The sequence below is a fragment of the Bradyrhizobium sp. 172 genome (assembly GCF_023101065.1).
Classification (GTDB): Bacteria; Pseudomonadota; Alphaproteobacteria; order Rhizobiales; family Xanthobacteraceae; genus Bradyrhizobium; species Bradyrhizobium canariense_D.
This window is the reverse complement of the sequence record NZ_CP064701.1, coordinates 4,560,446-4,579,894: the sequence shown is the minus strand read 5'-3', so window position 1 is coordinate 4,579,894 and position 19,449 is coordinate 4,560,446. Positions and strand designations below refer to the sequence as shown.

Sequence of the window (19,449 nt, the reverse complement as noted above, 5' to 3'; positions counted from 1 at the left end):
ACGACCTTGGAGGAGCCATGGCGGTTTCGGAAGACAACAAATCTCTCGCCCGCTATCTGAGAGATGTTACGCAGAGTTCACCGACGGTTACGAAATATTGGGATGACGCCCACGTCAGTGATCACGCCGCTTGCATCGCGCGGGCCGCCACGCACGGCCCCCGCTTGCGTGCGGACCACGCGTTGCAGCCCGGCTGCTGTCGTACTCGTGAAACCATGCATAGCTTCGACCGATATTAATCCTGGCACGAAACGACAAGGAGGAGCGCCATGGAGATCGACGTCGTCAGGGTATTAGGGCTGGTTACGCGTTCGGTGAGGAATTTCGAGAAGGACGGGAAGGCAGCCAGTGCGGTGACACTGACGCGGCTTTACGAGACCAGCGTCGACGATCTCTGGGACGCAGTGACCAGCGAGCAACGCATTCCGCGCTGGTTCTTGCCGGTCGAGGGAGATCTCCGGCTCGGCGGAAAATACCAGCTCAAGGGGAATGCAGGCGGGACCATCACGGCATGTACGCCGCCGACCCATTTTGCGGCGACCTGGGAATTCGGCGGCGCGATGAGCTGGATCGACGTCAAGCTGACGGCAGAACGAAGCCAGGCGCGGCTGACGCTCGAGCACACCGCGATGATCGAGGATCATTGGAATCAGTTCGGTCCAGGGGCAGTCGGGATCGGCTGGGATCTCGCCATTGCCGGGCTGGAGCGATATGTTGCGACCGGGGCATCGGTCGACCATGAGACGGCCGAGGCATGGATGGGCTCTCCCGCGGGCAAGGAATTCATGACGAGCAGCGGCGAGTATTGGCGCGCAGCGCATGTCGCAAGCGGCGTGGATCCTGCGTCCGCGAAACAGCGGTCGGACCGTACCATCGCTTTCTATCGCGGCGAGACGCCGCCCGACGTGGCGCATCCGGGCACAGGAAGCTGATGCAAATCTTCGAGGTCCTTGCCGACCCCGTCCGCCGTCGCATCCTCGAGCTGCTTGCGCCCGGCGAGATGGCGTCCGGCGAGGTCGTCGAAGTGATCGGAGCGGAGTTCGGGATCACGCAGGCCGCCGTGTCGCAGCACCTCAAGGTGCTGCGCGAGAGCGGCTTCGCGACGGTTCGGGCGGAGGCGCAAAGACGGCTCTATTCGGTCGATGCTGCGGGCCTCCAAGCGGTGGATGCATGGATCGGTCAGTTCCGCAATTTCTGGGAGCCGAAGCTGGATGCGCTGGCGACGGAAATCGCGCGCGGCAAACGCGAGCGTCGTAACGCGCCAATGAGCAAGCGGAGCGGGAAGCGGGCGTGAAGGCATCGCGGCCACGCCTCATGGAGACGTTTCCGTTCTTTGCCCGGCGGGGGATGGGCTTAAGCGGCGGCATCTCGGTGTCGCCCGGGCTGGCGGCCCATCTGAGGCCGTACTGCAGGTTCGCGGCCTGCGCGGCGGCGACAAGCTGTACAAAGCCCCAGACGATTGCGGCGGGCAGCATCGATAGCTCGAAGCTCATCGCCATTGGCTGTCCCCCAATCTGCAAGAAATCAGCGCGATCCCGGGTGCCATCCGGGAGTTTGGGAATCTCGGGATCGAGGTGATCCCAGGCATATCCGCGCGAGCAGAACAGCACGACGGACGGTTTGAACGTGCTGGCATCGTCCAGCGTGCCGACATAGATGCCGATTAAGTCCGGCTTCTCGTCCGGCTTGTTGTAGATGGGCGAGCCGCAGTTCGGACAGAACCCTTTGCGCTTGACCGCGCCGCTGACGGCAGTGCGCTCGATTTCGCGCACCTCGCCTGTCACCGCGACTGCGCTGCGCGCGAACACGAAGATGGAGCTGTGGCCGCTGCCGGTATCGCGCTGACAGTCGCTGCACTGGCATTGGAAGCCGCGGATCGGCGCGGACGCAATGGTGTAACAAACCGCGCCGCAGGCACAACGACCTGAATATGTCATTCGTCTCCCTCCCAACGGGCCGGCGCGATTTCACACAAGCCGGATATTTGCCGGCCCGCTCACTCGCGCGACATCTTCTCGAACCTCTTCACCAGCCGCTCCCGCTTCAGCCGCGACAGGCGCTGGATCCAGAACATGCCGTCGAGCTGGTCGATCTCGTGCTGGTGGCAGACAGCACGCAAGGCTTCCGACTCCTCTTTGTGCATGCTGCCGTCGAGATCCCGATAGCTGATCCGCACGCGGGCGTGGCGCTGGACCTCGTCGTTGACGCCGGGCATCGAGACGCTGCCTTCGCGATGCAGGATCATCTCGGGTGAGGCCCATTCGATCTCCGGATTGACATAGGTCTGTGCACCGTCCCTGGCGTCGAGCTCGAGCACGACGACGCGCAAGGGCACGCCGAAATGCGGCGCCGTGATGCCGATGCCGGGCGCGGCGCGCATGGTCTCGAGCAGATCATTTGCAAGCTCGCGGAGCGCATCGTCGAACGCGGTGACGGGGTGAGCCGGCATCGCGAGCCGGCGGTCGGGATAGCGGACGATCGGGCGAATGGTCATGCAAGCTCCTAGCACTCACGGATGGTTGAAGCATCCCGTTCTTGACGCCCTACCAACTGGAAGGTAGCTAGGGACCATGACTCACGTTTCCTCGACAGCCGACGACATCCTGGCCTGCGCGCGCAGCTTGATCATCGCGGGCGGCTACAATGGTTTCAGCTACGCCGACGTGGCCGAGGTGGTCGGTATCCGCAAGCCGAGCATCCACCATCATTTCGCCAGCAAGGTCGATCTGGTCCGCACGCTCGTGTCGCGCTACCGCGCCGAAGCCGAGGCGGGACTGTCCGCGCTCGAGCGCAATGTCCCTGATCCGCGCGACCAGCTCGAAAACTATGTCGCGTACTGGAAGGCGTGCATCAATGATGCGACAGCGCCGTTCTGTGTGTGCGCGCTGCTGGCCAGCGAGCTTCCGATCCTGCCGGAGGAGGTTGCGCTCGAAGTCCGTGCGCACTTCCGCTCCTTGGCTTCCTGGCTGACGGCCGTCATGGAGCGTGGCAAGCGGAAAGGGCAACTCAAACTCTCCGGCACAGCCCGCGTCGAGGCCGAAGGATTCATGGCGACCATTCACGGCGCCATGCTGTCGGCGCGTGCCTATGGCGATCCAAAGATGTTCGGTGTGATTACCACCCCGCTGCTGGACCGGCTGTCCAACAAGCACTGAGAGACATCGGCGAGACGATGACGATAGCCAGCAAGTGGGCTGGATCGAAGACGGTTTCGTCGTGTAAGAAAACTACCAACTAGTAGGTATAGGAGAGACTGCGATGGCGCGATATCAATTGAATCCGGTTCATTGCGACCGCGAGCGATGGCTGAAGCAATATTACTTCGTGCGAGCGGCGTTCTCGGTTGCCTGGGTCGCTGCTGCGTTTGCCGCCGGGGCTTCTTCTCCAGTGATCGCCGGCGCCTTGCTCGTCCTCTATCCCGCATGGGACGCCGCTGCCAACTTCGCGGACGCGGTTCGCAGCGGCGGACTCGCTCAAAGCCGCCCGCAGGCTCTGAACGTTGTGGTCAGCCTGGCGACCACCGTCGCGGTGCTTGTGACCTTGCAGATGAGCATGAACCGGGTGCTCGGAATCTTCGGGGCATGGGCGATCCTGTCGGGATTGCTCCAACTCGGAACGGCCATCCAGCGCTGGCGGAGTTTTGGCGCGCAATGGGCCATGGTGCTCAGCGGGGGCCAGTCGGCTCTCGCAGGCGGCTTCTTCATCTTTCAGGCCACGATGCCCGCGATTCCCTCGATCGCGAATGTCGCGGGCTATGCTGCAGTCGGTGCGCTCTACTTCCTGGTCTCGGCGGTCTGGCTCACGGTCGGCGAGTGGCGGCGTAGCGCGGCTGTTTGAAGCCTTGCCATTCAAGCCTTGTCGCGGACGCTCACCCGTCCGGATAGGGCGTGCCGTCCTTGTGCACGAATCGGCCGTCGGAGTTGGCGCTCATCATGTCGATGTCGGAGCAAATCGTGAGATCGTCGGGCGAGCGAGAGCCGACTTCGAGATAGAGGGCGATGGCGCTCGAACGGTTGATCAAGTGATGGCCGTTGCCGCTGTTTTTCGCGAAGGCGGCGCAGTCACCGGCGCGGAGCACGATCTCGCATTTGTCCTCGATCAGCGTCACTTCGCCTTCGAGGACATAGACGAATTCGTCCTCATGCGAGTGCCAATGCCGCTGGCTCGACCAGTTGCCGGGCGGCAAGCGCATCAGGTTGACGCCGAAATCGGACAAGCCTCCGGCATTGCCGAGCCGCTGCCGGACCCGATCGGCGCAAGGTGCATCGAAGGGCGCGGGGTAGCCGGCGCCCTTGCGGGCGGGTACGGCAGCGATGTCGATTTTCGGCATAAGCATTTCCCTGCAGTTCTCTAGCGTTGCGTGGCCTGGCACATCGCGGAGCGCCAGGCGCGTCGTCGAACCCGGTCACGGATTTCGCCGCATCCGCACGGCCAGTTCCGCACGGCAAGGCCGGATGGCGCGCGAGAAGGCGGACGATCGCGTTCGCGACGGGACGAATTCAATAGCGGCGGGATGATGCCATCATGCAGGTGTTTTGCCCGACGAGTCAAACGGCGGGTCTTCCTTCGCACTGCAAAGAGCTGCGCTGTAAGTCCTTGATCCCAAAGCGCCCGGCTACTGTGCATGGGGTTGTTTTCGCATTTTTTGTTTGGCAGGTCACAAAAGCGTGCCGCAAAAACTTGCGTCGGCCTGTCGGCCCACCATGTTCCCATTCGTCTTCCACCCAGACAGATCTGACGGGAGACCAAAATGAACGCTTCCTCCTATCGCTGGGTGATCGTCGCCGCGGGCGGCTTGCTCGGGTGCGTCGCCATCGGCGGCATGTTTTCGCTGCCGGTGTTCCTGCAGCCGATCGCAAAGGATACCGGCTGGTCCGTAACCGGCATCTCCAGCGCGATGACGATCGGCTTTCTGGCGATGGCCTTCACCAGCATGGCCTGGGGCACGTTGACGGACCGGTTCGGGCCGCGGCCGGTGGTGCTGACGGGATCGACGGTGCTGACCGTGAGCCTGTTCGCGGCGAGCCACGCCACCTCGCTGCTGGCGTTTCAATTCGTCTTCGGGCTTCTGGTCGGGGCTTCCTGTGCGGCGATCTTCGCGCCGATGATGGCGACCGTGACCGGCTGGTTCGACACCCATCGCAGCCTCGCGGTCTCGCTGGTGTCGGCCGGCATGGGCATGGCGCCGATGACGATGGCGCCGCTCGCGGCCTGGCTCGTCTCCGGCCATGACTGGCGCACCTCGATGCAGATCGTGGCGCTGGTGGTCGGCGCCATCATGATTCCGGTGTCGTTCCTGGTGCGCCGCCCGCCGGCGCTCGCGCACGCCTTGGCCGCGCCTGCGGGCGAGGGGGCCGTGCAAGGTGAGATGTCGATGGGAGAGGCGCTGCGCTCGCCGCAATTCCTGATCCTGCTCGCGACCAATTTCTTCTGCTGCGCCACGCATTCCGGTCCGATCATTCACACCGTCTCCTATGCCGTGAGCTGCGGCATCCCGCTGGTCGCGGCGGTGACGATCTACAGTATCGAAGGCTTTGCCGGCCTCGGCGGACGCATCGCCTTCGGCCTGATGGGTGACCGCTTCGGCGCCAAGCGCGTGCTCGTCTCGGGCCTGCTGTTGCAGGCCTTCGGCGCACTCGCCTATGTCTTCGCGCATCAGCTCGCGACGTTCTACGCCGTCGGGGCCGTCTTCGGCTTCATCTATGCCGGCACCATGCCGCTCTACGCGGTGCTGATCCGCGAAAATTTCCCGCTCAAGATGATGGGCACCGTGATCGGCGGCACCGCCATGGCCGGCAGTCTCGGCATGGCCACGGGCCCGCTCGCCGGCGGCCTGATCTACGATGCGTTCTCGAGCTACGCCTGGCTCTATATCGCCTCCTGGGCGATGGGCCTCGGCGCCTTCCTGATGGCGATGAATTTCAAGCCGTTCCCGAAGCCGCGAGCGGAGTTGGCGCCGGCGGCGGCGTAAGCAAGTTCATCGAGGCGCAGCACTAGAGCTGCGCCTCGATCGCGGGCTTGTCGATGATGGACCACACTTGCCGTATTTTTCCGTCGCGAAATCGATAGAACACGTTTTCGCAGAAGGACACGCGCCTGCCGTTCACATCCAGCCCCAGAAACGTTCCAGCCGGTGTGCAATCGAACTTCAGCCGGGCGGCGATGTGGGGCGGATCGCAGACCAGCAGCTCGATGTTGAAATGCAGATCCGGAATTGTGCGAAAATCCTGCTCCAGCATGGCACGATAGCCGGACAGTCCGAATGGTCGCGCATTGTGGGCGACATCATCGTGGACGAACTGTCCGAGCGCGGGCCAATCCTGCCGGTTCAGGCAGGCGATGTAATTGCGGTAGATGTCGGCGAGGTCGGACCTGGTCATGGCGTGCTCCTGCGGCTTCGGCCATAACGCAGCAACAGGGCAATCGGCGCAGGCGCTCACAGACGTTTTTCGAAGAACAGGTCCGGGTAGGGATCGTCATTGAAGCGGGGGATCTCGCTCCAGCCGCTTCGTCGGTAGAGCTGGCTGGCCTCCGCCAGGGCGCTGTTGGTGTCGAGCCGCAATAGCTTGATGCCGAGCCCGCGCGCAGCATCCTCGGTCATGTCCATCAGACGCCGGCCAAGCCGCAATCCGCGCGCCGCCGGTGCGACCCACAGCCGCTTGATCTCGGCATAGCCGTGATCGGTGCCCTTGAGCCCGACGCAGCCGACCGGTAGCGTGTCCGACATCGCGACGATGAACGTGCCGCGCGGGCGGCGCATATCCTTGGCGTCAGGATCGCGCGACAGCGAGACGTCAAACCCCTGCTTGAAGCGGCGGCCGAGCTCGCCATAATATTCGCCGAGGCAATAACGGGCCTGTTCGCTCCGCGGATCCATCTCGTCCAGCGTGACCCGCTCGCGCGTCAACGCGGAAGCAATCAAATCCATCGCCGCCAGCAGCGCCTCGCGTTGCGAATGCTGGGCGAGGAAGCCCTTGGCCTGCGTATTCGACAGCGCCTCGTAGGCCGCGAACTCGCGCCGGCCCGCAGGTGTCAACGTCGCGACGCGGCGGCGCGCATCGTCCTCATGCGCATTGGTCTCGACCAGCCCTTCGTCCTCGAGGCTGCGCAGGAGGCGGCTCATCAGGCCGGAATCGAGGCCGAGATAGTCGCGAATCTCGGCCACGTCCGAACGTCCATGCCCGATCGCGTTGAGCACGCGCGCCGCCCCCAGTGGCCGCCCGCGTCCCAGGAATGACGTGTCGAGCGCGCCGACAGCGGACGTGACGGCACGATTGAAGCGGCGGACGCGGGAAACAGGGTCGAGCATGATATATCTGACTTTAGTCAGACATATCATCGAAGTCAATCAGTGCACGTTTTCGCTTCACCAGCGAACTGCGCTTCAATCCAGGCCCAGGACCTTGCGGGATTTCCGCGTGAGTTTCGCCGCGATCAGCGCGTGCGCCTGCGCCAGATAGGCCGCGAGCTCGGCGTCCGGCAGCGCGTTGTTGCCGACGAGCTGCACCCATTTGGCGCGCGCCAGATACGGCGCCGGCCGCGCAAGCCCGTGCTCGATCAGCAGCGCATAGGCCATGTTCGAGACCTTGAACATGTAGCCGCCGGAGCGCGCGGCAAAGCCGCCGCCGAGTGCGAACATCTTGCCGCCGACCTTGAACACGGAGGTGCCCTCCCACTGCACCACCTTGGTGACGGCGGGCAGGCGCAGGCAGCGGGTTTCGAAAGTTTTGGGAGTCATGGCCCGAGCGATAGCACAGCGCACGCGGCTTGCAACGCCGCAACGATGGAGCGCCTCTGCGTGCCGCACGCGTCCGGGATACGAGAGGAACGACTCCACTTGTATCGTGCCGTCCGATCCCCCACACTCCACATCACTCAATCAGTCACAGGAATAAGGTCATGGCTCGCATTCGCTGTATCACCGAGATGGGGATGGGCGTCGACGTTCACGGCAGGGACGCCACCAAGGCGGCGAAGCGTGCCGTTTCTGATGCCATCAGGCATTCGAGCCTCGGCTTCTTCCGGATGATCGACAAGACTGCGAACGACATGTTCGTCGACGTCACGATCGCGGTGCCGAATCCCGAAGCCGTCGACAAGGACGCGGTCGCGAAGGAGCTGCCTTACGGCACCGTCACCGTCAACGCGGTGAAGGGCGGGCTGGAGATTCCCTCGGCTGCGGAGCAGGGTAACGACCCCATCCTCATCGCCAATGCCGCCGTCATCGTCAGCTTCGATAAGGACTAGGCCGGTGTCCGACGGTGACGTGACCCTACTGGATCGCCCGATCTGGAGCGCGCTGACGACCAGCCACAAACATCTGGCCGAGGGTGGCCCGGGAGCGCTGCGCTATCCGGTGGACGTGACGCCTTTTGCCGACATAGTCGACATGTCCGAGACGAGCTTTGCCGAGCTCGGCAATCTCCTGTCGGGCTCGCAGGTCGCCGCGCTGTTCACACCCGAGGCCGTCGACGTTCCCGCCGGTTTCAAGGTCGTGCTGGCCGGACCCTGCGAGCAGATGATCGGCTCCCCGGCCGATAGCCCGCTTCGCGATGCCGAGATCGTCCGGCTGGGTGCAGCCGACGTTCCCGCCATGATGGCATTGACGGAGCTGACGAAGCCCGGTCCATTCGCGCGGCGCACGCACGAACTCGGGACGTTTCTCGGCATCCGCGCCGGCCGCGAATTGGTCGCGATGGCCGGCGAGCGCATGAAGCCGGGCAATTTCGTCGAGATGACGGCCGTCTGCGTCCACCCTGATCATCGGGGGCGGGGCTACGCGCAGGCGCTGCTGGCGGCGGTCGCGCGGCAGATCGAGGCGCGCAGCGAAATTCCGTTCCTGCACGTGTTCTCGAGCAACTCGTCGGCCATCGCGCTGTACCAGCGGCAGGGGATGCGGACTCGGCGCCGCCTGCACGTGACTGCGTTCATGAAGCAGAGATGAGCCGCGCCGTCCGGTCAGGCTTCATATCTGGCGAATTCACGCTATATCGATCCCATCCATCATTGGGGAAACACATGGACGCCAGAACACCTGATTTTTCCGCCACACGGACAGCAATGCAGCGTTACGTCGATCAGGAGATCATTCCGGGTGCATCCTGGGCGGTGCTGCGGGGCCGCGAGGTCGTCGATCAGCAATGCGTCGGTTTCGCCGATCGCGAGACCAGCACCGCGCTGCGGCCCGATCACATTTTTCGCGCCTTCTCCAATACCAAGATCTTCGTCACCTGCGCGATCATGCTGCTGGTCGAGGAAGGCCGCATCGGGCTCGATGACGTTGTCGAGAAATTCCTGCCGCAACTCGGCAATCGCAAGGTTCTGAAGCCGGGCGCGTTGAGCCTTGCCGACGTCGAACCGGCGAAGAGCCCGATCACGATCCGGCAGCTTCTGACCCATACCTCCGGCCTCAGCTACGGCATCTTCGATCCCGGCACGGTGCTGTTCAAAGGCTATAACGAGGCGCGCGTTCTCAATCCGTTGACGCCGCTGACCGACATGATCGACCAGCTCGCCGATCTGCCGCTGTCCTTTCATCCCGGCGCGTCCTGGGAATATTCGGTTGCGACCGACGTGCTCGGGCGTGTCGTGGAGGTCGTCTCCGGCAAGCCGCTCGACGCCGTGCTCAAGGCGCGCATTTTCGAGCCGCTCGGCATGACCGACACCGGCTTCCACGTGCCGGACGCGCAGCAGGGCAGGCTGGTCGCGCTCTACAACGGCACGGATGTCCTCGATCCCATGAAGCCCGGCCTCACCCGGGCCGACGACCTGCCTTATCCGCAGGCTTATCGGCGGCAATTCCCGCGGCTGTCGGGCGGCGGCGGACTGGTCTCGACCTTGCCCGACATGCTCGCTTTGATACGGGCGCTGCTCCCCGGCTCGGATGCTCTGCTGAAGCCGGAGACGCTGCGGCAGATGATGACGAACCAGTTGCCCGCCGGCGAGAACATCCGCTTCGCCAATCTCGGCCCGATCCCCGGCAAGGGCTTTGGCCTCGGCGGCGCGGTCACCTTCGCGCCGATGCCGTTCGATCCCCCGAATTCGACCGGCGAATTCCAGTGGGGCGGCCTTGCCGGCACCCATTGGTGGATCTGCCCGCAGGCAAATACCGCCGGTGTGCTGATGACGCAACGCTACATGGGCTTCTGGAATCCGTTCTTCTTCGAGTTCAAGCGTCTGGCCTATCAGGCCGTCGGAGGCTGATCGCGAAAAAAATTGCAGGTTGCCGCGAATCCTTTCCGGTCGTCGCGCCCTCTCTTGACGGTCGAGGCATTTTGCTTCGGCTCATCTCGGAGAATGTGATGGCATTTTACAGAAAGAACATCGGCGGCCTGCATCAGGCCGTGCGGATCGCCTTTGGCGTCGCGGTGGCGGTCGCGGCGGTCGTGTATCTCACCGGCGCTGCGGCGTGGCTGGTTGCACTTGGCGGTGCCGGCTTCGCGCTGACCGGCCTCGTCGGCTATTGTCCGATGTGTGCGATGGCCGGCATCGGAAGGGGAGGCATGTCGTGAGCGCCGCTGTGATCTCGCCGGACCTGTTCGAGGCCGCCGCGCCTCGGCGATCCCCAGGCGATCGCGTCTCTGCTCGAGACGGCGCAACCGAACATCCGCCGCTACGCCCGCGCCACCTGTCGCAGCTCGGCGGACGCCGAGGATGCGACGCAGGAGGCGCTGTGGATCCTGTTTCGCCGTGTCGGCACGATCCGCTCGTGGCTGGCGGTTTCGGCTTGGCTGTTCAGTGTGGTCCGCCGCGAATGCTTGCGACTTGCCCGCAAGGAGGCCTCGCGCCGGCGATCGACGACGGAGAGGCGGAGGCGCTGCTGCTGTCGCGTTCTGAGGCCGATTTGCGGATCGACATCGCGGCGGCCTTCGAGGCGCTGCCGCCGCACTACCGCGACGTCGCGCTGATGCGCGACGTCAAGGAAATGACCATCGATGAGATCGCCGTCGCGCTCGGCGCGACCCGGCAGACCGTGAAGGCACGTCTGCATCGCGCCCGCGCCCTGATGCGCGAATATCTGACGAGATGAGCCATGACCGATTATCAAAGCCGTGACGACCTGAAATCTATCCCGGCGTTCGTGGCGCTCGCGCCGGTCGAGGCCAACGCGTTCCTTGCGTTCAACCACGCGGTCGAGCGCAAGGACGGATTGGTTCCGCCAAAATATCGCGAGCTGATCTCGCTCGCGGTCGCGCTCACCACGCAATGCGCCTATTGCCTCGACGTGCACACGCCGCAGGCGGCGAAGGCCGGCGCGCGCGAAGAAATCGCGGAAGCCGCGTTGATTGCGGCCGCGGTTCGCGCCGGCGGCACGCTCGGCCACGCGTTGCTGGCGCAGCGCCTGCTCGAGCGACATCGGGGCGAGGAACTGGGATAGAGGAGCGGGCGGATGTCCCGCAGAGATCAGGAACTTGCCAAACTATCTCGGCCTCGACGGATTTCGCTTCGGCTGGGTCGTCGCCTGGATCGACCAGCGCGGCGATCACGGCTTTGATTATTCGCCGGGTCTTGAGCGGCTGCTCGCGCTGCCGCATGCCCGGGCGATGATCGACATGCCGATCGGATTGAAATGGAGTGGTTATCGCATCTGCGATTTGCGCGCACGCGAGCTGGTCGGTCCCGCCGTGTTTCTCGGCGCCCGCCGCGATCTCTGGACGTTCGCCGATATGGCGGCAGCCAATCGCCACTACTGGGAGCGCGAACGCAAGGGCAGGGGCGTATCGGCGCAGCTCTGGAACATCAGGGACAAGATCAGGGACGTCGACGCGATCATGACGCCGGCGCGGCAGACGACCATCGGCGAAGCCCATCCGCAATTGATTTTTTGGAATTTGGCTGGGCGGGTACGGCTTGCAAAGAAGACATCGGCGGAGGGCCGCGGGCAGCGCATCGCACTCCTGCAGCAGCACGGCTTCGGGCGCTTGCCGACATGGCTGACGCAACGACATGGCACCGGCATCGGCCGTGACGATCTGATCGACGCCTGTGCCTGCGCGATCGCGGCACGCGACAGCACGCAGCGATTCGGCGGGGAGGAGCCCGATCCGCGAGGCTTGCGGATGGAGATCAATTATTGAGGTCGTCGGGGTGCGAGGGTCCGGGAAAAAGCTGCAATTTATTTGAAGCTTGCAGGAACAGACGCCGGCTGGCCCGCGTTCCTCGTGCGAACCGAACACGGAGAAGCTCGTCCGATGAGGGATGTGAGTCAGTTCGCGACCGCGATGCTTGCGCTCGTCTTCACCGGAGCACTGCTCGTCACCGGCCAGCTCTTCATCGAGCAACGCGCACAGCGCGATGTGATGCACGCCACCAACCATTTGCTGCAGCCGTTGTGACCTGTACGGGAAAATGACCTGACTACTCGACCTTGCGTCGTTCGTCCGCTCGCCTAGACTAGGCGGCATCTCATGAACGAAGCCGGGGTCCTGATGTCCGATCTGTCCGCCTTTCCCATCACCAAGCGCTGGCCGGCCAAGCACCCGGAGCTGCTCCAGCTTTATTCGCTACCGACGCCGAACGGCGTCAAGGTCTCGATCATGCTGGAAGAGATCGGGCTTCCCTACGAAGTCCATCTCGTCGATTTCGGCAAGGATGACCAGAAGACGCCGGAATTCCTCTCGCTCAATCCGAACGGCAAGATCCCGGCGATCCTCGATCCCGATGGTCGCGGCGGCAGGCCGCTGCCGCTGTTCGAGTCCGGAGCGATCCTGCAATACCTCGCGGAGAAGACCGGCAAGCTGCTGCCGCCGGACGCCGCGCGCCGTTATCAGACCATCCAGTGGCTGCATTTCCAGATGGGCGGCATCGGGCCGATGTTCGGCCAGGTCGGCTTTTTCCACAAATTCGCCGGCAAGGACTTCGAGGACAAGCGGCCGCTCGAGCGCTACGTGGGCGAAGCCAAGCGGCTGCTCGGGGTGATGGAGATGCATCTTGCCGGCCGGCAATGGTTCATGGACGACGATTACACCATCGCGGACATCTCCATGCTCGGCTGGGTGCGCAACCTCATCGGGTTCTACGGCGCCCGCGATCTCGTCGAGTTCAGCCAGTTCAAATCCGTCGCCGCCTGGCTCGACCGCGGGCTGGCGCGTCCGGCGGTCGAGCGCGGGCTGAACATTCCGAAGCGGCCGTGAGATCAGGTTAGCGCCTTGTGGGTCATGTAGAGCGCCATCAGCAAGATGAGGGCGATCATGACCCGGCGCAGCACCGATTTGCTGACGCCATTAGCCGCGCGTGCGCCGAGATCGGTGCCGACCCAGAGGCCGGCAAGGATGCCGATGATGGCAGGCCAGCCGACCATGAGGCCCTTGCTCCAGTAGATCCAGGCCGCCGGAATATTGGTCGGGATGACCGAGAAGACGAGGCTGACGAGCTGGGCCTGATGCTGCGGCACCCGCAGGCCCGCCGCGAGCCCGACGGTGATCGCGAGCCCACCGCCGATGCCCATGAAGCCGGAGGAAAATCCGGCAAGCATGCCGATGAGGAGCAGCGGCAGCCAAGGCAGCTTGTCTCGGTCGCAGGTCTCATTGCTTTTCTCCTCGCGGTCGCTGCGCAGGATCAGGAGAGCGATCAGCGCGACGAGATAGACGACGTAGGTCCATTGCAACACCGAGTCGGAGACTGCGGCCGCAGCGTAGCCGCCGCCGGCACCGCCGAAGAGAAACCCGATGCCGATCCAGACGATCCACAGCAACGGGCTGCGATTGCCGCTCTGCCAGTAGCGGCGAACGCCCGCGAGTCCCGTCGGTGGAACCTGCGTGATCAGCGATGTCCCCTGGGCGACGTGTTGCTCGGCGCCCAGTAGCAGTACGCTGAAAATCACGAGGCCGCCTCCGGGACTCGTGCCCATGAAGCCCGATGTCAGCCCGCCGATGAGGCCGACCCCAATGCCTGCGAGCAGGTCATGGACCCACGACATCGCTCAGCTCCTGGTCCGTCGCTTGACGTCGGCCTTTGTGGTGCGAAATCCATCGATCACGCTGGTCACGGCCGCCATGCAGGCCTCGATGTCAAAATCCTGGCCCCAGCATTTTTGCAGCACAAAACCCTGGAAGATCGCGATCAGCACGCGCGCGATCGCTTCCGCACCGAGATCGCGTTTGATGAGGCCGCCATGCTGGCCCCGCTCGACCAGGGCGACGATCAGGGCGCGGGGTATGTCGATGCCTTCCACGACGCTGGTGCGGACGCGGCGGTTGCGTAGGGCTTCGGCCCAGCCATGGATGCCGACACGGCGGCGCGCTTCGCCGGCGGAGTCGGTGAGCCATTGCGCGTAGACGCCGACCAGCGCGTGAAGTCCTTCGATCGGATCGCCGGATCCTTGCGCGACCGAATTGAGCACGGCCTCGCGCCGATGCCGGTCGTCGGCGAGTGCCTCGATCAGATCGTCCTTGCTCTGGAAGTAGAGATAGACCGCACCGTGGCTCAGCCCCGACCGTTTGACGATGTCGGCCATCCCGGTCTGGTGAAAACCGTCCTCGGCGAAGCAGGCAAGGGCGGCTTCGAGAATCTGCTGCCGCCGGCCTTCACGTTGCTTGTCGCTGATTTTCGGCATTCGGCCATCCACAAAAAACTGACAGATCAATCGTTTAGTCGTTCTGCAGGACAAGCGGTTCCGTAGCACTGGATAAGATAAAAAACGATCAGTCAGTCATTTTTAGCTCAAAGAGTATCGTGGTCAAGCCCGAGGAACCGGGGGCCGGGAACGAGGAGGTGAACCTTAAAGGGCGCCCCCGGCGGCCAGGAACCGCCCCTTGAGCGCGCGGTGCTAGAACAGCCGTCCGCCGTTCGGCACGGGCTTGCTCGGCTGCACCAGCACGACCTTGCCGTCGGCATCGGGGAAACCGAGGGTCAGCACCTCCGAGACAACGGGGCCGATCTGGCGCGGCGGGAAATTCACGACCGCAGCCACCTGTTGGCCCACTAGCGTTTCAAGCGGATGATTTTCGGTGATCTGCGCCGAGCTCTTGCGCACGCCGATCGCGGGACCGAAGTCGATCCACAGCCGCCAGGCCGGCTTGCGCGCCTCGGGGAACGGCTTTGCATCGACGATGGTGCCGACGCGGATATCGACCGCGAGAAAAGTGTCGAAGTCGATGGTCGGCGATGCGGTCGCGGCTGGATCGTGGGTGACGTGCATGGAGTGTCCGTTCGAAGAGCTGGCATCGTTTTCGCAATATTGTCGCGCGAACCGGAGTTGCGTACAACGCCTTGGGATCACGATACGACGCATGCGCGAGGAACGCTTTGCCCAACATCATCTACGGCATCAAGAACTGCGACACCATGAAGAAGGCGCGCGCCTGGCTCGACAGCCATGGCGTCGCCTACGCGTTTCACGACTACAAGACGGCGGGCGTGGAGAAGGACAAGCTCAAGCAGTGGAGCGAGAAGGTCGGTTGGGAGACGCTGCTCAACCGCGCCGGCACGACTTTCAAGAAGCTGCCCGATGCCGACAAGGAAGGCCTCTCCGAGAAAAAGGCGCTGGCGTTGATGCTAGCGCAACCATCGATGATCAAGCGGCCGGTGCTTGAAGTCGGCGGCAAGCTGCTGGTCGGCTTCAAGCCGGAGATCTATGCCAAGGAAGTCACGACCAAGGAAGCCGCCGCCAAATCGCGCTGACCGCTAGTTCAGCTCGATGATCTCGGTGGGAACACCTGAGCCCTGCTGGTCCGCGAACTCGACCAGTTCGGCCGGCGCGATGCGGCCCGGGGTGCGATGGAACAGGTCGTGGTCGATCACCGCGCGCAATCTCGGGCGCGGCAGCGCGTCATTTCCGCGCATCAGATTCTTGATCTCGAAGCCGCCGTCCTCGCAGAAGGTCTTGAGCGACGCGATGATGTGACAGACCTTGCCGTCGCTCTGGAACGGCAGCAGCAGGCGCTCATAGGCGACGATACGGCCGTAGATGTCATCGACGTCGGCAACGCTGTAGACAGGCAGCCCACGCGCCACGCATTCATGATAGACCGGCATCACCAGGGGCGCGAGACGCGGCCCGATATAGTCGTCGAGCAGAACGCCCTTGCCGGTGTGTCCATAGGCGCGCGAGATGCGCGTGCCTTCGCTCTGGATGGTCAGACGCGGTGTCGGCATCGACGCATCCACCGTATAATAGATCAGATCGGAGAGCTCTTCCTCGAGCCGCGCAGGCTGGTACTCCCAGATCGCCGGGGCCGTCTGCTCGCGCGCATAGAGCCGCAGCCACGTGTTCAGGAGATCACGCTGCCTGATCGACTTGACCACGGAAGGAGCCGCGCTTGCAAAATCCAAGACAATATTCCCGGCGAATAGAAATTCCGGACGCATGAAACGCGCGCATGATCCTCGCTGCGGGAAAATTTTCTATGAAGGCTGGCGCATGGAACGAAAGACCGTTAACGACGGCTTGATGACCGGCGCTTTGCGAACCGGGAAGCCGGGCAGGCGCGACATCAAAACATGTCCGACTAAGGGAGCATAAGTCTCCCGGCCGGAGGCCTGACCTGCTCAGCTTTCCGCCTTGCCTAACCCCCGTCACCTCCGGCATATTCCGCGCCCGGAGGCGGCGTTCCGGATGGGCTCCAGGGAGTGGCTCCAAGGGCCTCCGGAAAGCCGAAGCAACAAGGATAGCCACGCGCGTTGTGCGGGCAGGGGGAAAACTGTTTGGCCGATGAGTTCATTCTCGAAACGGAAGGCTTGACCAAGGAGTTCGCGGGCTTCTTCGCCGTCCGCGACGTTGCGCTCAAGGTTCGCCGTGGGAGCATTCACGCGTTGATCGGCCCGAACGGCGCCGGCAAGACGACGTGCTTCAATCTTTTGACCAAGTTCCTCAAACCGTCTGCCGGAAAAATCCTGTACAAGGGGCAGGACATCACCGCGATGGCGCCCGCCGACGTGGCTCGCCTGGGGCTGGTTCGCTCGTTCCAGATCTCGGCGGTATTTCCCCATCTCACCGCGCTGGAAAACGTGCGCGTCGCGCTTCAGCGCCAGCACGGCAGCTCCTTCGATTTCTGGCGCTCCAAGTCCGTCCTCAACCAATTCAACGATCGCGCGCGCGAGCTGTTGAACGATGTCGGCCTCAGCGAGTTTTCCAATACGCCCGCGGTCGAGATGCCCTACGGGCGCAAGCGCGCACTGGAGATCGCAACCACGCTCGCGCTCGACCCGGAGATGATGCTGCTGGACGAGCCGATGGCCGGCATGGGCCACGAGGACATCGACAAGATCGCGGCGTTGATCAAGCGCATCTCCGCGAAATACACCATCCTGATGGTCGAGCATAATCTGAGCGTCGTTGCCAATCTCTCCGACATCATCACCGTGTTGACGCGCGGCCAGGTGCTGGCGCAAGGCCATTACAGCGAGCTCACCAAGGACGAACGCGTCAAGGAAGCCTATTTGGGAGCCGGTCATGGCTGAGACTGCAACGGCGGAAGCTCCCGCAAAGGCCGCGAGCGGCGGCAACCTCCTCCAGGTCCGCAACCTCGAAGCTTGGTACGGCGAGTCCCACATCCTGCACGGGATCAACTTCGACGTGAACGCGGGCGAGGTCGTCACCCTGCTCGGGCGCAACGGCGCCGGCAAGACCACCACGCTGAAGTCGATCATGGGCATCATCGGCAAGCGCACCGGCTCGGTGAAGTTCAATAACCAGGACATCATCCGCACGACCTCGGACAAGATCGCGCGGATGGGAATCGCGTTCTGCCCGGAAGAGCGGGGAATTTTCGCCAGCCTCGATGTCCGCGAGAACCTGCTGCTGCCACCGGTGGTGCGTCCCGGCGGATTGCCGCTCGAGCAGATCTTCGATCTGTTTCCGAACCTGAAGGAACGGCTCAACAGCCAGGGAACCAAACTCTCCGGCGGCGAGCAGCAGATGCTCGCGATCGCGCGCATCCTGCGCACCGGCGCGAACTTCCTGATGCTGGACGAGCCGACGGAGGGTCTCGCGCCCGTCATCATCCAGCAGATCGGCCACACCATTGCGCGGCTCAAGAAGGAGGGTTTTACGATCCTCCTGGTCGAGCAGAACTTCCGGTTCGCATCCACTGTCGCTGACCGCTATTACGTGGTCGAGCACGGCAAGATCATTGACGGATTTTCCAATGCGGAGCTCGCCGCCAACATGGACAAGCTCCACACCTATCTCGGTGTCTAGAACTGCCAACAAGAAGATTCATAGGGAAGTAGCATGATGACAAAGTCGATTGCGTCGTTTCTGCTCGGCACGGCGCTGGCCGTGACCACCGCGGGCGTAGCCTTCGCGCAGGACAAGACCGTCAAGATCGGCGCGTTGTCCGATCAGTCCGGGCTCTATGCCGATCTTGGCGGGCCGGGCTCGACGCTCGCCGCGCAGATGGCCATTGAAGATTCCGGTCTGGCTGCGAAGGGCTGGAAGATCGACATCATCTCGGGTGATCACCAGAACAAGCCCGACATCGGCACCGCGATCGCGCGGCAATGGTTCGACGTCGACAAGGTCGACCTCATCGTCGACGTGCCGAATTCCGGCGTGGCGCTCGCGGTCAACAACGTCATCAAGGAAAAGAACGGCGTCTATATCAACTCGGGCGCGGCGACCTCGGATTTGACCAACGCGCAGTGCTCGCCCAACACGGTGCACTGGACCTACGACACCTACATGCTTGCCCACACCACCGGCCAGGCGCTGGTGAAGGCCGGCGGCGACACGTGGTTCTTCCTGACCGCGGACTACGCCTTTGGCGCGGCGCTGGAGCGCGACACCACCGCTGTCGTTACCGCAAATGGCGGCAAGGTGGTCGGCGGCGTCAAGCACCCGCTGAACACGCCGGACTTCTCGTCCTTCCTGCTGCAGGCGCAGGCTTCCAAGGCCAAGATCATCGGCCTTGCCAATGCCGGCGGCGATACCACCAACACGATCAAGCAGGCGGCCGAGTTCGGCATCGTCAAGGGCGGCCAGAAGCTCGCGGCGCTGCTGCTGTTCCTCACCGACGTCAAGGCGATCGGGCTCGAGACCGCACAGGGCCTCAACTTCACCGAGACCTTCTACTGGGACATGAACGACCAGACCCGGGCGTTCTCGAAGCGCTTCGCCGAGAAGATGAAGAACAACGCGCCGCCGACCATGGTGCAGGCCGGCGTCTATGCGGGCGTGCGTCACTATTTCAAGGCACTGGAAGCGCTCGGCGGCAACCCGCATGACGGCGTCAAGGTCGTCGAGAAGATGAAGTCGATGCCGACGGAAGACGATCTGTTCGGCAAGGGCGAGATCCAGCCCAACGGCCGCACCATCCACAATGCCTATCTGTTCGAGGTGAAGAAGCCCTCCGAGTCCAAGGGACCGTGGGACTTCTACAAGCTGGTCGGCACGGTGCCGGGCGACCAGGCCTTCACGCCGCTGTCCGAGAGCAAGTGCGCGCTCTTGAAGAAGTAAGCTAACCGCCCGCAGGCCATCAGGCCTGCGGGCGACTTTCAGGGAACGCCGAA

26 protein-coding genes and 2 pseudogenes are annotated in these 19,449 nt (G+C 63.6%); 18 read left to right on the top strand and 10 right to left on the bottom strand.

Annotated elements, in window-relative coordinates:
- Positions 1-269 precede the first annotated feature (269 nt).
- Together IVB07_RS22240 and IVB07_RS22235 are read left to right on the top strand one after the other, a co-directional pair.
- Complete coding sequence (locus tag IVB07_RS22240; RefSeq protein WP_018459177.1) at positions 270-932, top strand: SRPBCC family protein; 663 nt, start codon at positions 270-272, stop codon at positions 930-932.
- Complete coding sequence (locus tag IVB07_RS22235) at positions 932-1,294, top strand: metalloregulator ArsR/SmtB family transcription factor (RefSeq protein WP_018459176.1); 363 nt, start codon at positions 932-934, stop codon at positions 1,292-1,294. The genes IVB07_RS22240 and IVB07_RS22235 overlap by 1 nt, the downstream gene beginning before the upstream one ends.
- Positions 1,295-1,655: 361 nt before the next feature.
- Here the strand turns inward: IVB07_RS22235 and IVB07_RS22230 are convergent.
- Together IVB07_RS22230 and IVB07_RS22225 are read right to left on the bottom strand one after the other, a co-directional pair.
- Positions 1,656-1,937, bottom strand: a pseudogene (locus tag IVB07_RS22230) (GFA family protein); the annotation flags it as partial.
- Positions 1,938-1,996: 59 nt separating this feature from the next.
- Positions 1,997-2,494 (bottom strand): peptide deformylase, encoded by a 498-nt coding sequence (locus IVB07_RS22225; protein ID WP_018459174.1) that lies wholly within the window; start codon positions 2,492-2,494, stop codon positions 1,997-1,999.
- A 76-nt stretch (positions 2,495-2,570) separates the two neighbouring features.
- On the opposite strand from IVB07_RS22225, the gene IVB07_RS22220 reads away from it, so the two are divergent.
- Both IVB07_RS22220 and IVB07_RS22215 read left to right on the top strand, forming a co-directional pair.
- The gene (locus IVB07_RS22220; protein ID WP_085352877.1) at positions 2,571-3,155 is read left to right on the top strand and encodes a TetR/AcrR family transcriptional regulator; all 585 of its coding nucleotides are present in this window, start codon (positions 2,571-2,573) and stop codon (positions 3,153-3,155) included.
- 103 nt (positions 3,156-3,258) lie between these two features.
- Positions 3,259-3,837 carry a membrane protein gene (locus tag IVB07_RS22215; RefSeq protein ID WP_018459172.1) on the top strand — a complete coding sequence of 193 codons (579 nt, stop codon included), beginning with the start codon at positions 3,259-3,261 and terminating at the stop codon, positions 3,835-3,837.
- A 31-nt stretch (positions 3,838-3,868) separates the two neighbouring features.
- Here IVB07_RS22215 and IVB07_RS22210 read toward each other — a convergent pair whose 3' ends face one another.
- Positions 3,869-4,330, bottom strand: coding sequence for a cupin domain-containing protein (locus tag IVB07_RS22210; protein ID WP_018459171.1), 462 nt, complete (start codon positions 4,328-4,330; stop codon positions 3,869-3,871).
- Between the two features lie 420 nt (positions 4,331-4,750).
- Between IVB07_RS22210 and IVB07_RS22205 the strand changes: the two genes are divergently transcribed.
- Positions 4,751-5,971 carry an MFS transporter gene (locus tag IVB07_RS22205; RefSeq protein ID WP_018459170.1) on the top strand — a complete coding sequence of 407 codons (1,221 nt, stop codon included), beginning with the start codon at positions 4,751-4,753 and terminating at the stop codon, positions 5,969-5,971.
- 22 nt (positions 5,972-5,993) lie between these two features.
- On the opposite strand, the gene IVB07_RS22200 is transcribed toward IVB07_RS22205, so the two are convergent.
- The 3 genes from IVB07_RS22200 to IVB07_RS22190 form a co-directional block, all read right to left on the bottom strand.
- Entirely contained in the window at positions 5,994-6,380 is a 387-nt protein-coding gene (locus IVB07_RS22200) for an ester cyclase (protein WP_026233750.1), read from the bottom strand.
- A 56-nt stretch (positions 6,381-6,436) separates the two neighbouring features.
- Positions 6,437-7,309: a bifunctional helix-turn-helix transcriptional regulator/GNAT family N-acetyltransferase gene (locus IVB07_RS22195; protein WP_018459168.1), complete on the bottom strand. Its 873-nt coding sequence runs from the start codon at positions 7,307-7,309 to the stop codon at positions 6,437-6,439.
- Positions 7,310-7,384: 75 nt separating this feature from the next.
- Positions 7,385-7,738, bottom strand: coding sequence for an MmcQ/YjbR family DNA-binding protein (locus IVB07_RS22190; protein WP_018459167.1), 354 nt, complete (start codon positions 7,736-7,738; stop codon positions 7,385-7,387).
- A 161-nt stretch (positions 7,739-7,899) separates the two neighbouring features.
- Between IVB07_RS22190 and IVB07_RS22185 the strand changes: the two genes are divergently transcribed.
- The 9 genes and pseudogenes from IVB07_RS22185 to IVB07_RS22140 all read left to right on the top strand — a co-directional run bounded on the left by IVB07_RS22185 (position 7,900) and on the right by IVB07_RS22140 (position 13,133).
- Positions 7,900-8,247 (top strand): Lin0512 family protein, encoded by a 348-nt coding sequence (locus IVB07_RS22185; protein WP_026233749.1) that lies wholly within the window; start codon positions 7,900-7,902, stop codon positions 8,245-8,247.
- A 4-nt stretch (positions 8,248-8,251) separates the two neighbouring features.
- Complete coding sequence (locus IVB07_RS22180) at positions 8,252-8,944, top strand: GNAT family N-acetyltransferase (protein ID WP_018459165.1); 693 nt, start codon at positions 8,252-8,254, stop codon at positions 8,942-8,944.
- Positions 8,945-9,018: 74 nt separating this feature from the next.
- Positions 9,019-10,203, top strand: coding sequence for a serine hydrolase domain-containing protein (locus IVB07_RS22175; RefSeq protein ID WP_026233748.1), 1,185 nt, complete (start codon positions 9,019-9,021; stop codon positions 10,201-10,203).
- Between the two features lie 98 nt (positions 10,204-10,301).
- A complete protein-coding gene (locus IVB07_RS22170; protein ID WP_026233747.1) occupies positions 10,302-10,511 on the top strand; it encodes a DUF2892 domain-containing protein in 210 nt (69 codons plus the stop codon).
- Positions 10,508-11,029 (top strand): annotated as a pseudogene (locus IVB07_RS40715) (sigma-70 family RNA polymerase sigma factor). Before IVB07_RS22170 ends, IVB07_RS40715 begins: the two are co-directional and overlap by 4 nt.
- Before the next feature lie 3 nt (positions 11,030-11,032).
- Complete coding sequence (locus IVB07_RS22155; RefSeq protein WP_018459162.1) at positions 11,033-11,377, top strand: carboxymuconolactone decarboxylase family protein; 345 nt, start codon at positions 11,033-11,035, stop codon at positions 11,375-11,377.
- A 34-nt stretch (positions 11,378-11,411) separates the two neighbouring features.
- Positions 11,412-12,077, top strand: a complete 666-nt coding sequence (locus IVB07_RS22150) for a DUF429 domain-containing protein (RefSeq protein WP_018459161.1) — start codon at positions 11,412-11,414, stop codon at positions 12,075-12,077.
- A gap of 114 nt (positions 12,078-12,191) precedes the next feature.
- Complete coding sequence (locus IVB07_RS22145) at positions 12,192-12,335, top strand: hypothetical protein (RefSeq protein ID WP_018459160.1); 144 nt, start codon at positions 12,192-12,194, stop codon at positions 12,333-12,335.
- Positions 12,336-12,428: 93 nt separating this feature from the next.
- Positions 12,429-13,133, top strand: a complete 705-nt coding sequence (locus tag IVB07_RS22140; RefSeq protein ID WP_026233746.1) for a glutathione S-transferase N-terminal domain-containing protein — start codon at positions 12,429-12,431, stop codon at positions 13,131-13,133.
- Between the two features lie 2 nt (positions 13,134-13,135).
- Here IVB07_RS22140 and IVB07_RS22135 read toward each other — a convergent pair whose 3' ends face one another.
- The 3 genes from IVB07_RS22135 to IVB07_RS22125 form a co-directional block, all read right to left on the bottom strand.
- On the bottom strand, positions 13,136-13,918 hold the full coding sequence (locus tag IVB07_RS22135) for a sulfite exporter TauE/SafE family protein (protein ID WP_018459158.1): 783 nt from the start codon (positions 13,916-13,918) through the stop codon (positions 13,136-13,138).
- 3 nt (positions 13,919-13,921) lie between these two features.
- Complete coding sequence (locus IVB07_RS22130) at positions 13,922-14,554, bottom strand: TetR/AcrR family transcriptional regulator (RefSeq protein ID WP_018459157.1); 633 nt, start codon at positions 14,552-14,554, stop codon at positions 13,922-13,924.
- A gap of 213 nt (positions 14,555-14,767) precedes the next feature.
- Positions 14,768-15,139 carry a tRNA-binding protein gene (locus IVB07_RS22125; protein ID WP_018459156.1) on the bottom strand — a complete coding sequence of 124 codons (372 nt, stop codon included), beginning with the start codon at positions 15,137-15,139 and terminating at the stop codon, positions 14,768-14,770.
- Between the two features lie 107 nt (positions 15,140-15,246).
- Here IVB07_RS22125 and IVB07_RS22120 point away from each other — a divergent pair, with 107 nt between their 5' ends.
- Positions 15,247-15,621, top strand: a complete 375-nt coding sequence (locus IVB07_RS22120) for an ArsC family reductase (protein ID WP_018459155.1) — start codon at positions 15,247-15,249, stop codon at positions 15,619-15,621.
- 3 nt (positions 15,622-15,624) lie between these two features.
- Here IVB07_RS22120 and IVB07_RS22115 read toward each other — a convergent pair whose 3' ends face one another.
- The gene (locus tag IVB07_RS22115; RefSeq protein WP_018459154.1) at positions 15,625-16,308 is read right to left on the bottom strand and encodes a PAS domain-containing protein; all 684 of its coding nucleotides are present in this window, start codon (positions 16,306-16,308) and stop codon (positions 15,625-15,627) included.
- Between the two features lie 336 nt (positions 16,309-16,644).
- Here IVB07_RS22115 and IVB07_RS22110 point away from each other — a divergent pair, with 336 nt between their 5' ends.
- Genes IVB07_RS22110 through IVB07_RS22100 form a run of 3 tightly spaced genes read left to right on the top strand, consistent with a single transcriptional unit; the run spans position 16,645 to position 19,396 of the window.
- Positions 16,645-17,400: an ABC transporter ATP-binding protein gene (locus IVB07_RS22110; protein WP_018459153.1), complete on the top strand. Its 756-nt coding sequence runs from the start codon at positions 16,645-16,647 to the stop codon at positions 17,398-17,400.
- On the top strand, positions 17,393-18,139 hold the full coding sequence (locus IVB07_RS22105) for an ABC transporter ATP-binding protein (RefSeq protein ID WP_007609233.1): 747 nt from the start codon (positions 17,393-17,395) through the stop codon (positions 18,137-18,139). The genes IVB07_RS22110 and IVB07_RS22105 overlap by 8 nt, the downstream gene beginning before the upstream one ends.
- A 33-nt stretch (positions 18,140-18,172) precedes the next feature.
- The gene (locus IVB07_RS22100) at positions 18,173-19,396 is read left to right on the top strand and encodes an ABC transporter substrate-binding protein (protein WP_018459152.1); all 1,224 of its coding nucleotides are present in this window, start codon (positions 18,173-18,175) and stop codon (positions 19,394-19,396) included.
- Positions 19,397-19,449: the final 53 nt, after the last annotated feature.

What these genes read in the sequence shown, in the direction of transcription:
- IVB07_RS22195 (WP_018459168.1), bottom strand. Translation starts at nt 7,309, where the DNA reads ATGCTCGACCCTGTTTCCCGCGTCCGCCGCTTCAATCGTGCCGTCACG.
- IVB07_RS22100 (WP_018459152.1), top strand. Translation starts at nt 18,173, where the DNA reads ATGATGACAAAGTCGATTGCGTCGTTTCTGCTCGGCACGGCGCTGGCC.
- IVB07_RS22115 (WP_018459154.1), bottom strand. Translation starts at nt 16,308, where the DNA reads ATGCGTCCGGAATTTCTATTCGCCGGGAATATTGTCTTGGATTTTGCA.
- IVB07_RS22210 (WP_018459171.1), bottom strand. Translation starts at nt 4,330, where the DNA reads ATGCCGAAAATCGACATCGCTGCCGTACCCGCCCGCAAGGGCGCCGGC.
- IVB07_RS22135 (WP_018459158.1), bottom strand. Translation starts at nt 13,918, where the DNA reads ATGTCGTGGGTCCATGACCTGCTCGCAGGCATTGGGGTCGGCCTCATC.
- IVB07_RS22235 (WP_018459176.1), top strand. Translation starts at nt 932, where the DNA reads ATGCAAATCTTCGAGGTCCTTGCCGACCCCGTCCGCCGTCGCATCCTC.
- IVB07_RS22220 (WP_085352877.1), top strand. Translation starts at nt 2,571, where the DNA reads ATGACTCACGTTTCCTCGACAGCCGACGACATCCTGGCCTGCGCGCGC.
- IVB07_RS22215 (WP_018459172.1), top strand. Translation starts at nt 3,259, where the DNA reads ATGGCGCGATATCAATTGAATCCGGTTCATTGCGACCGCGAGCGATGG.
- IVB07_RS22175 (WP_026233748.1), top strand. Translation starts at nt 9,019, where the DNA reads ATGGACGCCAGAACACCTGATTTTTCCGCCACACGGACAGCAATGCAG.
- IVB07_RS22200 (WP_026233750.1), bottom strand. Translation starts at nt 6,380, where the DNA reads ATGACCAGGTCCGACCTCGCCGACATCTACCGCAATTACATCGCCTGC.
- IVB07_RS22125 (WP_018459156.1), bottom strand. Translation starts at nt 15,139, where the DNA reads ATGCACGTCACCCACGATCCAGCCGCGACCGCATCGCCGACCATCGAC.
- IVB07_RS22155 (WP_018459162.1), top strand. Translation starts at nt 11,033, where the DNA reads ATGACCGATTATCAAAGCCGTGACGACCTGAAATCTATCCCGGCGTTC.
- IVB07_RS22185 (WP_026233749.1), top strand. Translation starts at nt 7,900, where the DNA reads ATGGCTCGCATTCGCTGTATCACCGAGATGGGGATGGGCGTCGACGTT.
- IVB07_RS22225 (WP_018459174.1), bottom strand. Translation starts at nt 2,494, where the DNA reads ATGACCATTCGCCCGATCGTCCGCTATCCCGACCGCCGGCTCGCGATG.
- IVB07_RS22190 (WP_018459167.1), bottom strand. Translation starts at nt 7,738, where the DNA reads ATGACTCCCAAAACTTTCGAAACCCGCTGCCTGCGCCTGCCCGCCGTC.
- IVB07_RS22145 (WP_018459160.1), top strand. Translation starts at nt 12,192, where the DNA reads ATGAGGGATGTGAGTCAGTTCGCGACCGCGATGCTTGCGCTCGTCTTC.
- IVB07_RS22105 (WP_007609233.1), top strand. Translation starts at nt 17,393, where the DNA reads ATGGCTGAGACTGCAACGGCGGAAGCTCCCGCAAAGGCCGCGAGCGGC.
- IVB07_RS22240 (WP_018459177.1), top strand. Translation starts at nt 270, where the DNA reads ATGGAGATCGACGTCGTCAGGGTATTAGGGCTGGTTACGCGTTCGGTG.
- IVB07_RS22170 (WP_026233747.1), top strand. Translation starts at nt 10,302, where the DNA reads ATGGCATTTTACAGAAAGAACATCGGCGGCCTGCATCAGGCCGTGCGG.
- IVB07_RS22205 (WP_018459170.1), top strand. Translation starts at nt 4,751, where the DNA reads ATGAACGCTTCCTCCTATCGCTGGGTGATCGTCGCCGCGGGCGGCTTG.
- IVB07_RS22130 (WP_018459157.1), bottom strand. Translation starts at nt 14,554, where the DNA reads ATGCCGAAAATCAGCGACAAGCAACGTGAAGGCCGGCGGCAGCAGATT.
- IVB07_RS22140 (WP_026233746.1), top strand. Translation starts at nt 12,429, where the DNA reads ATGTCCGATCTGTCCGCCTTTCCCATCACCAAGCGCTGGCCGGCCAAG.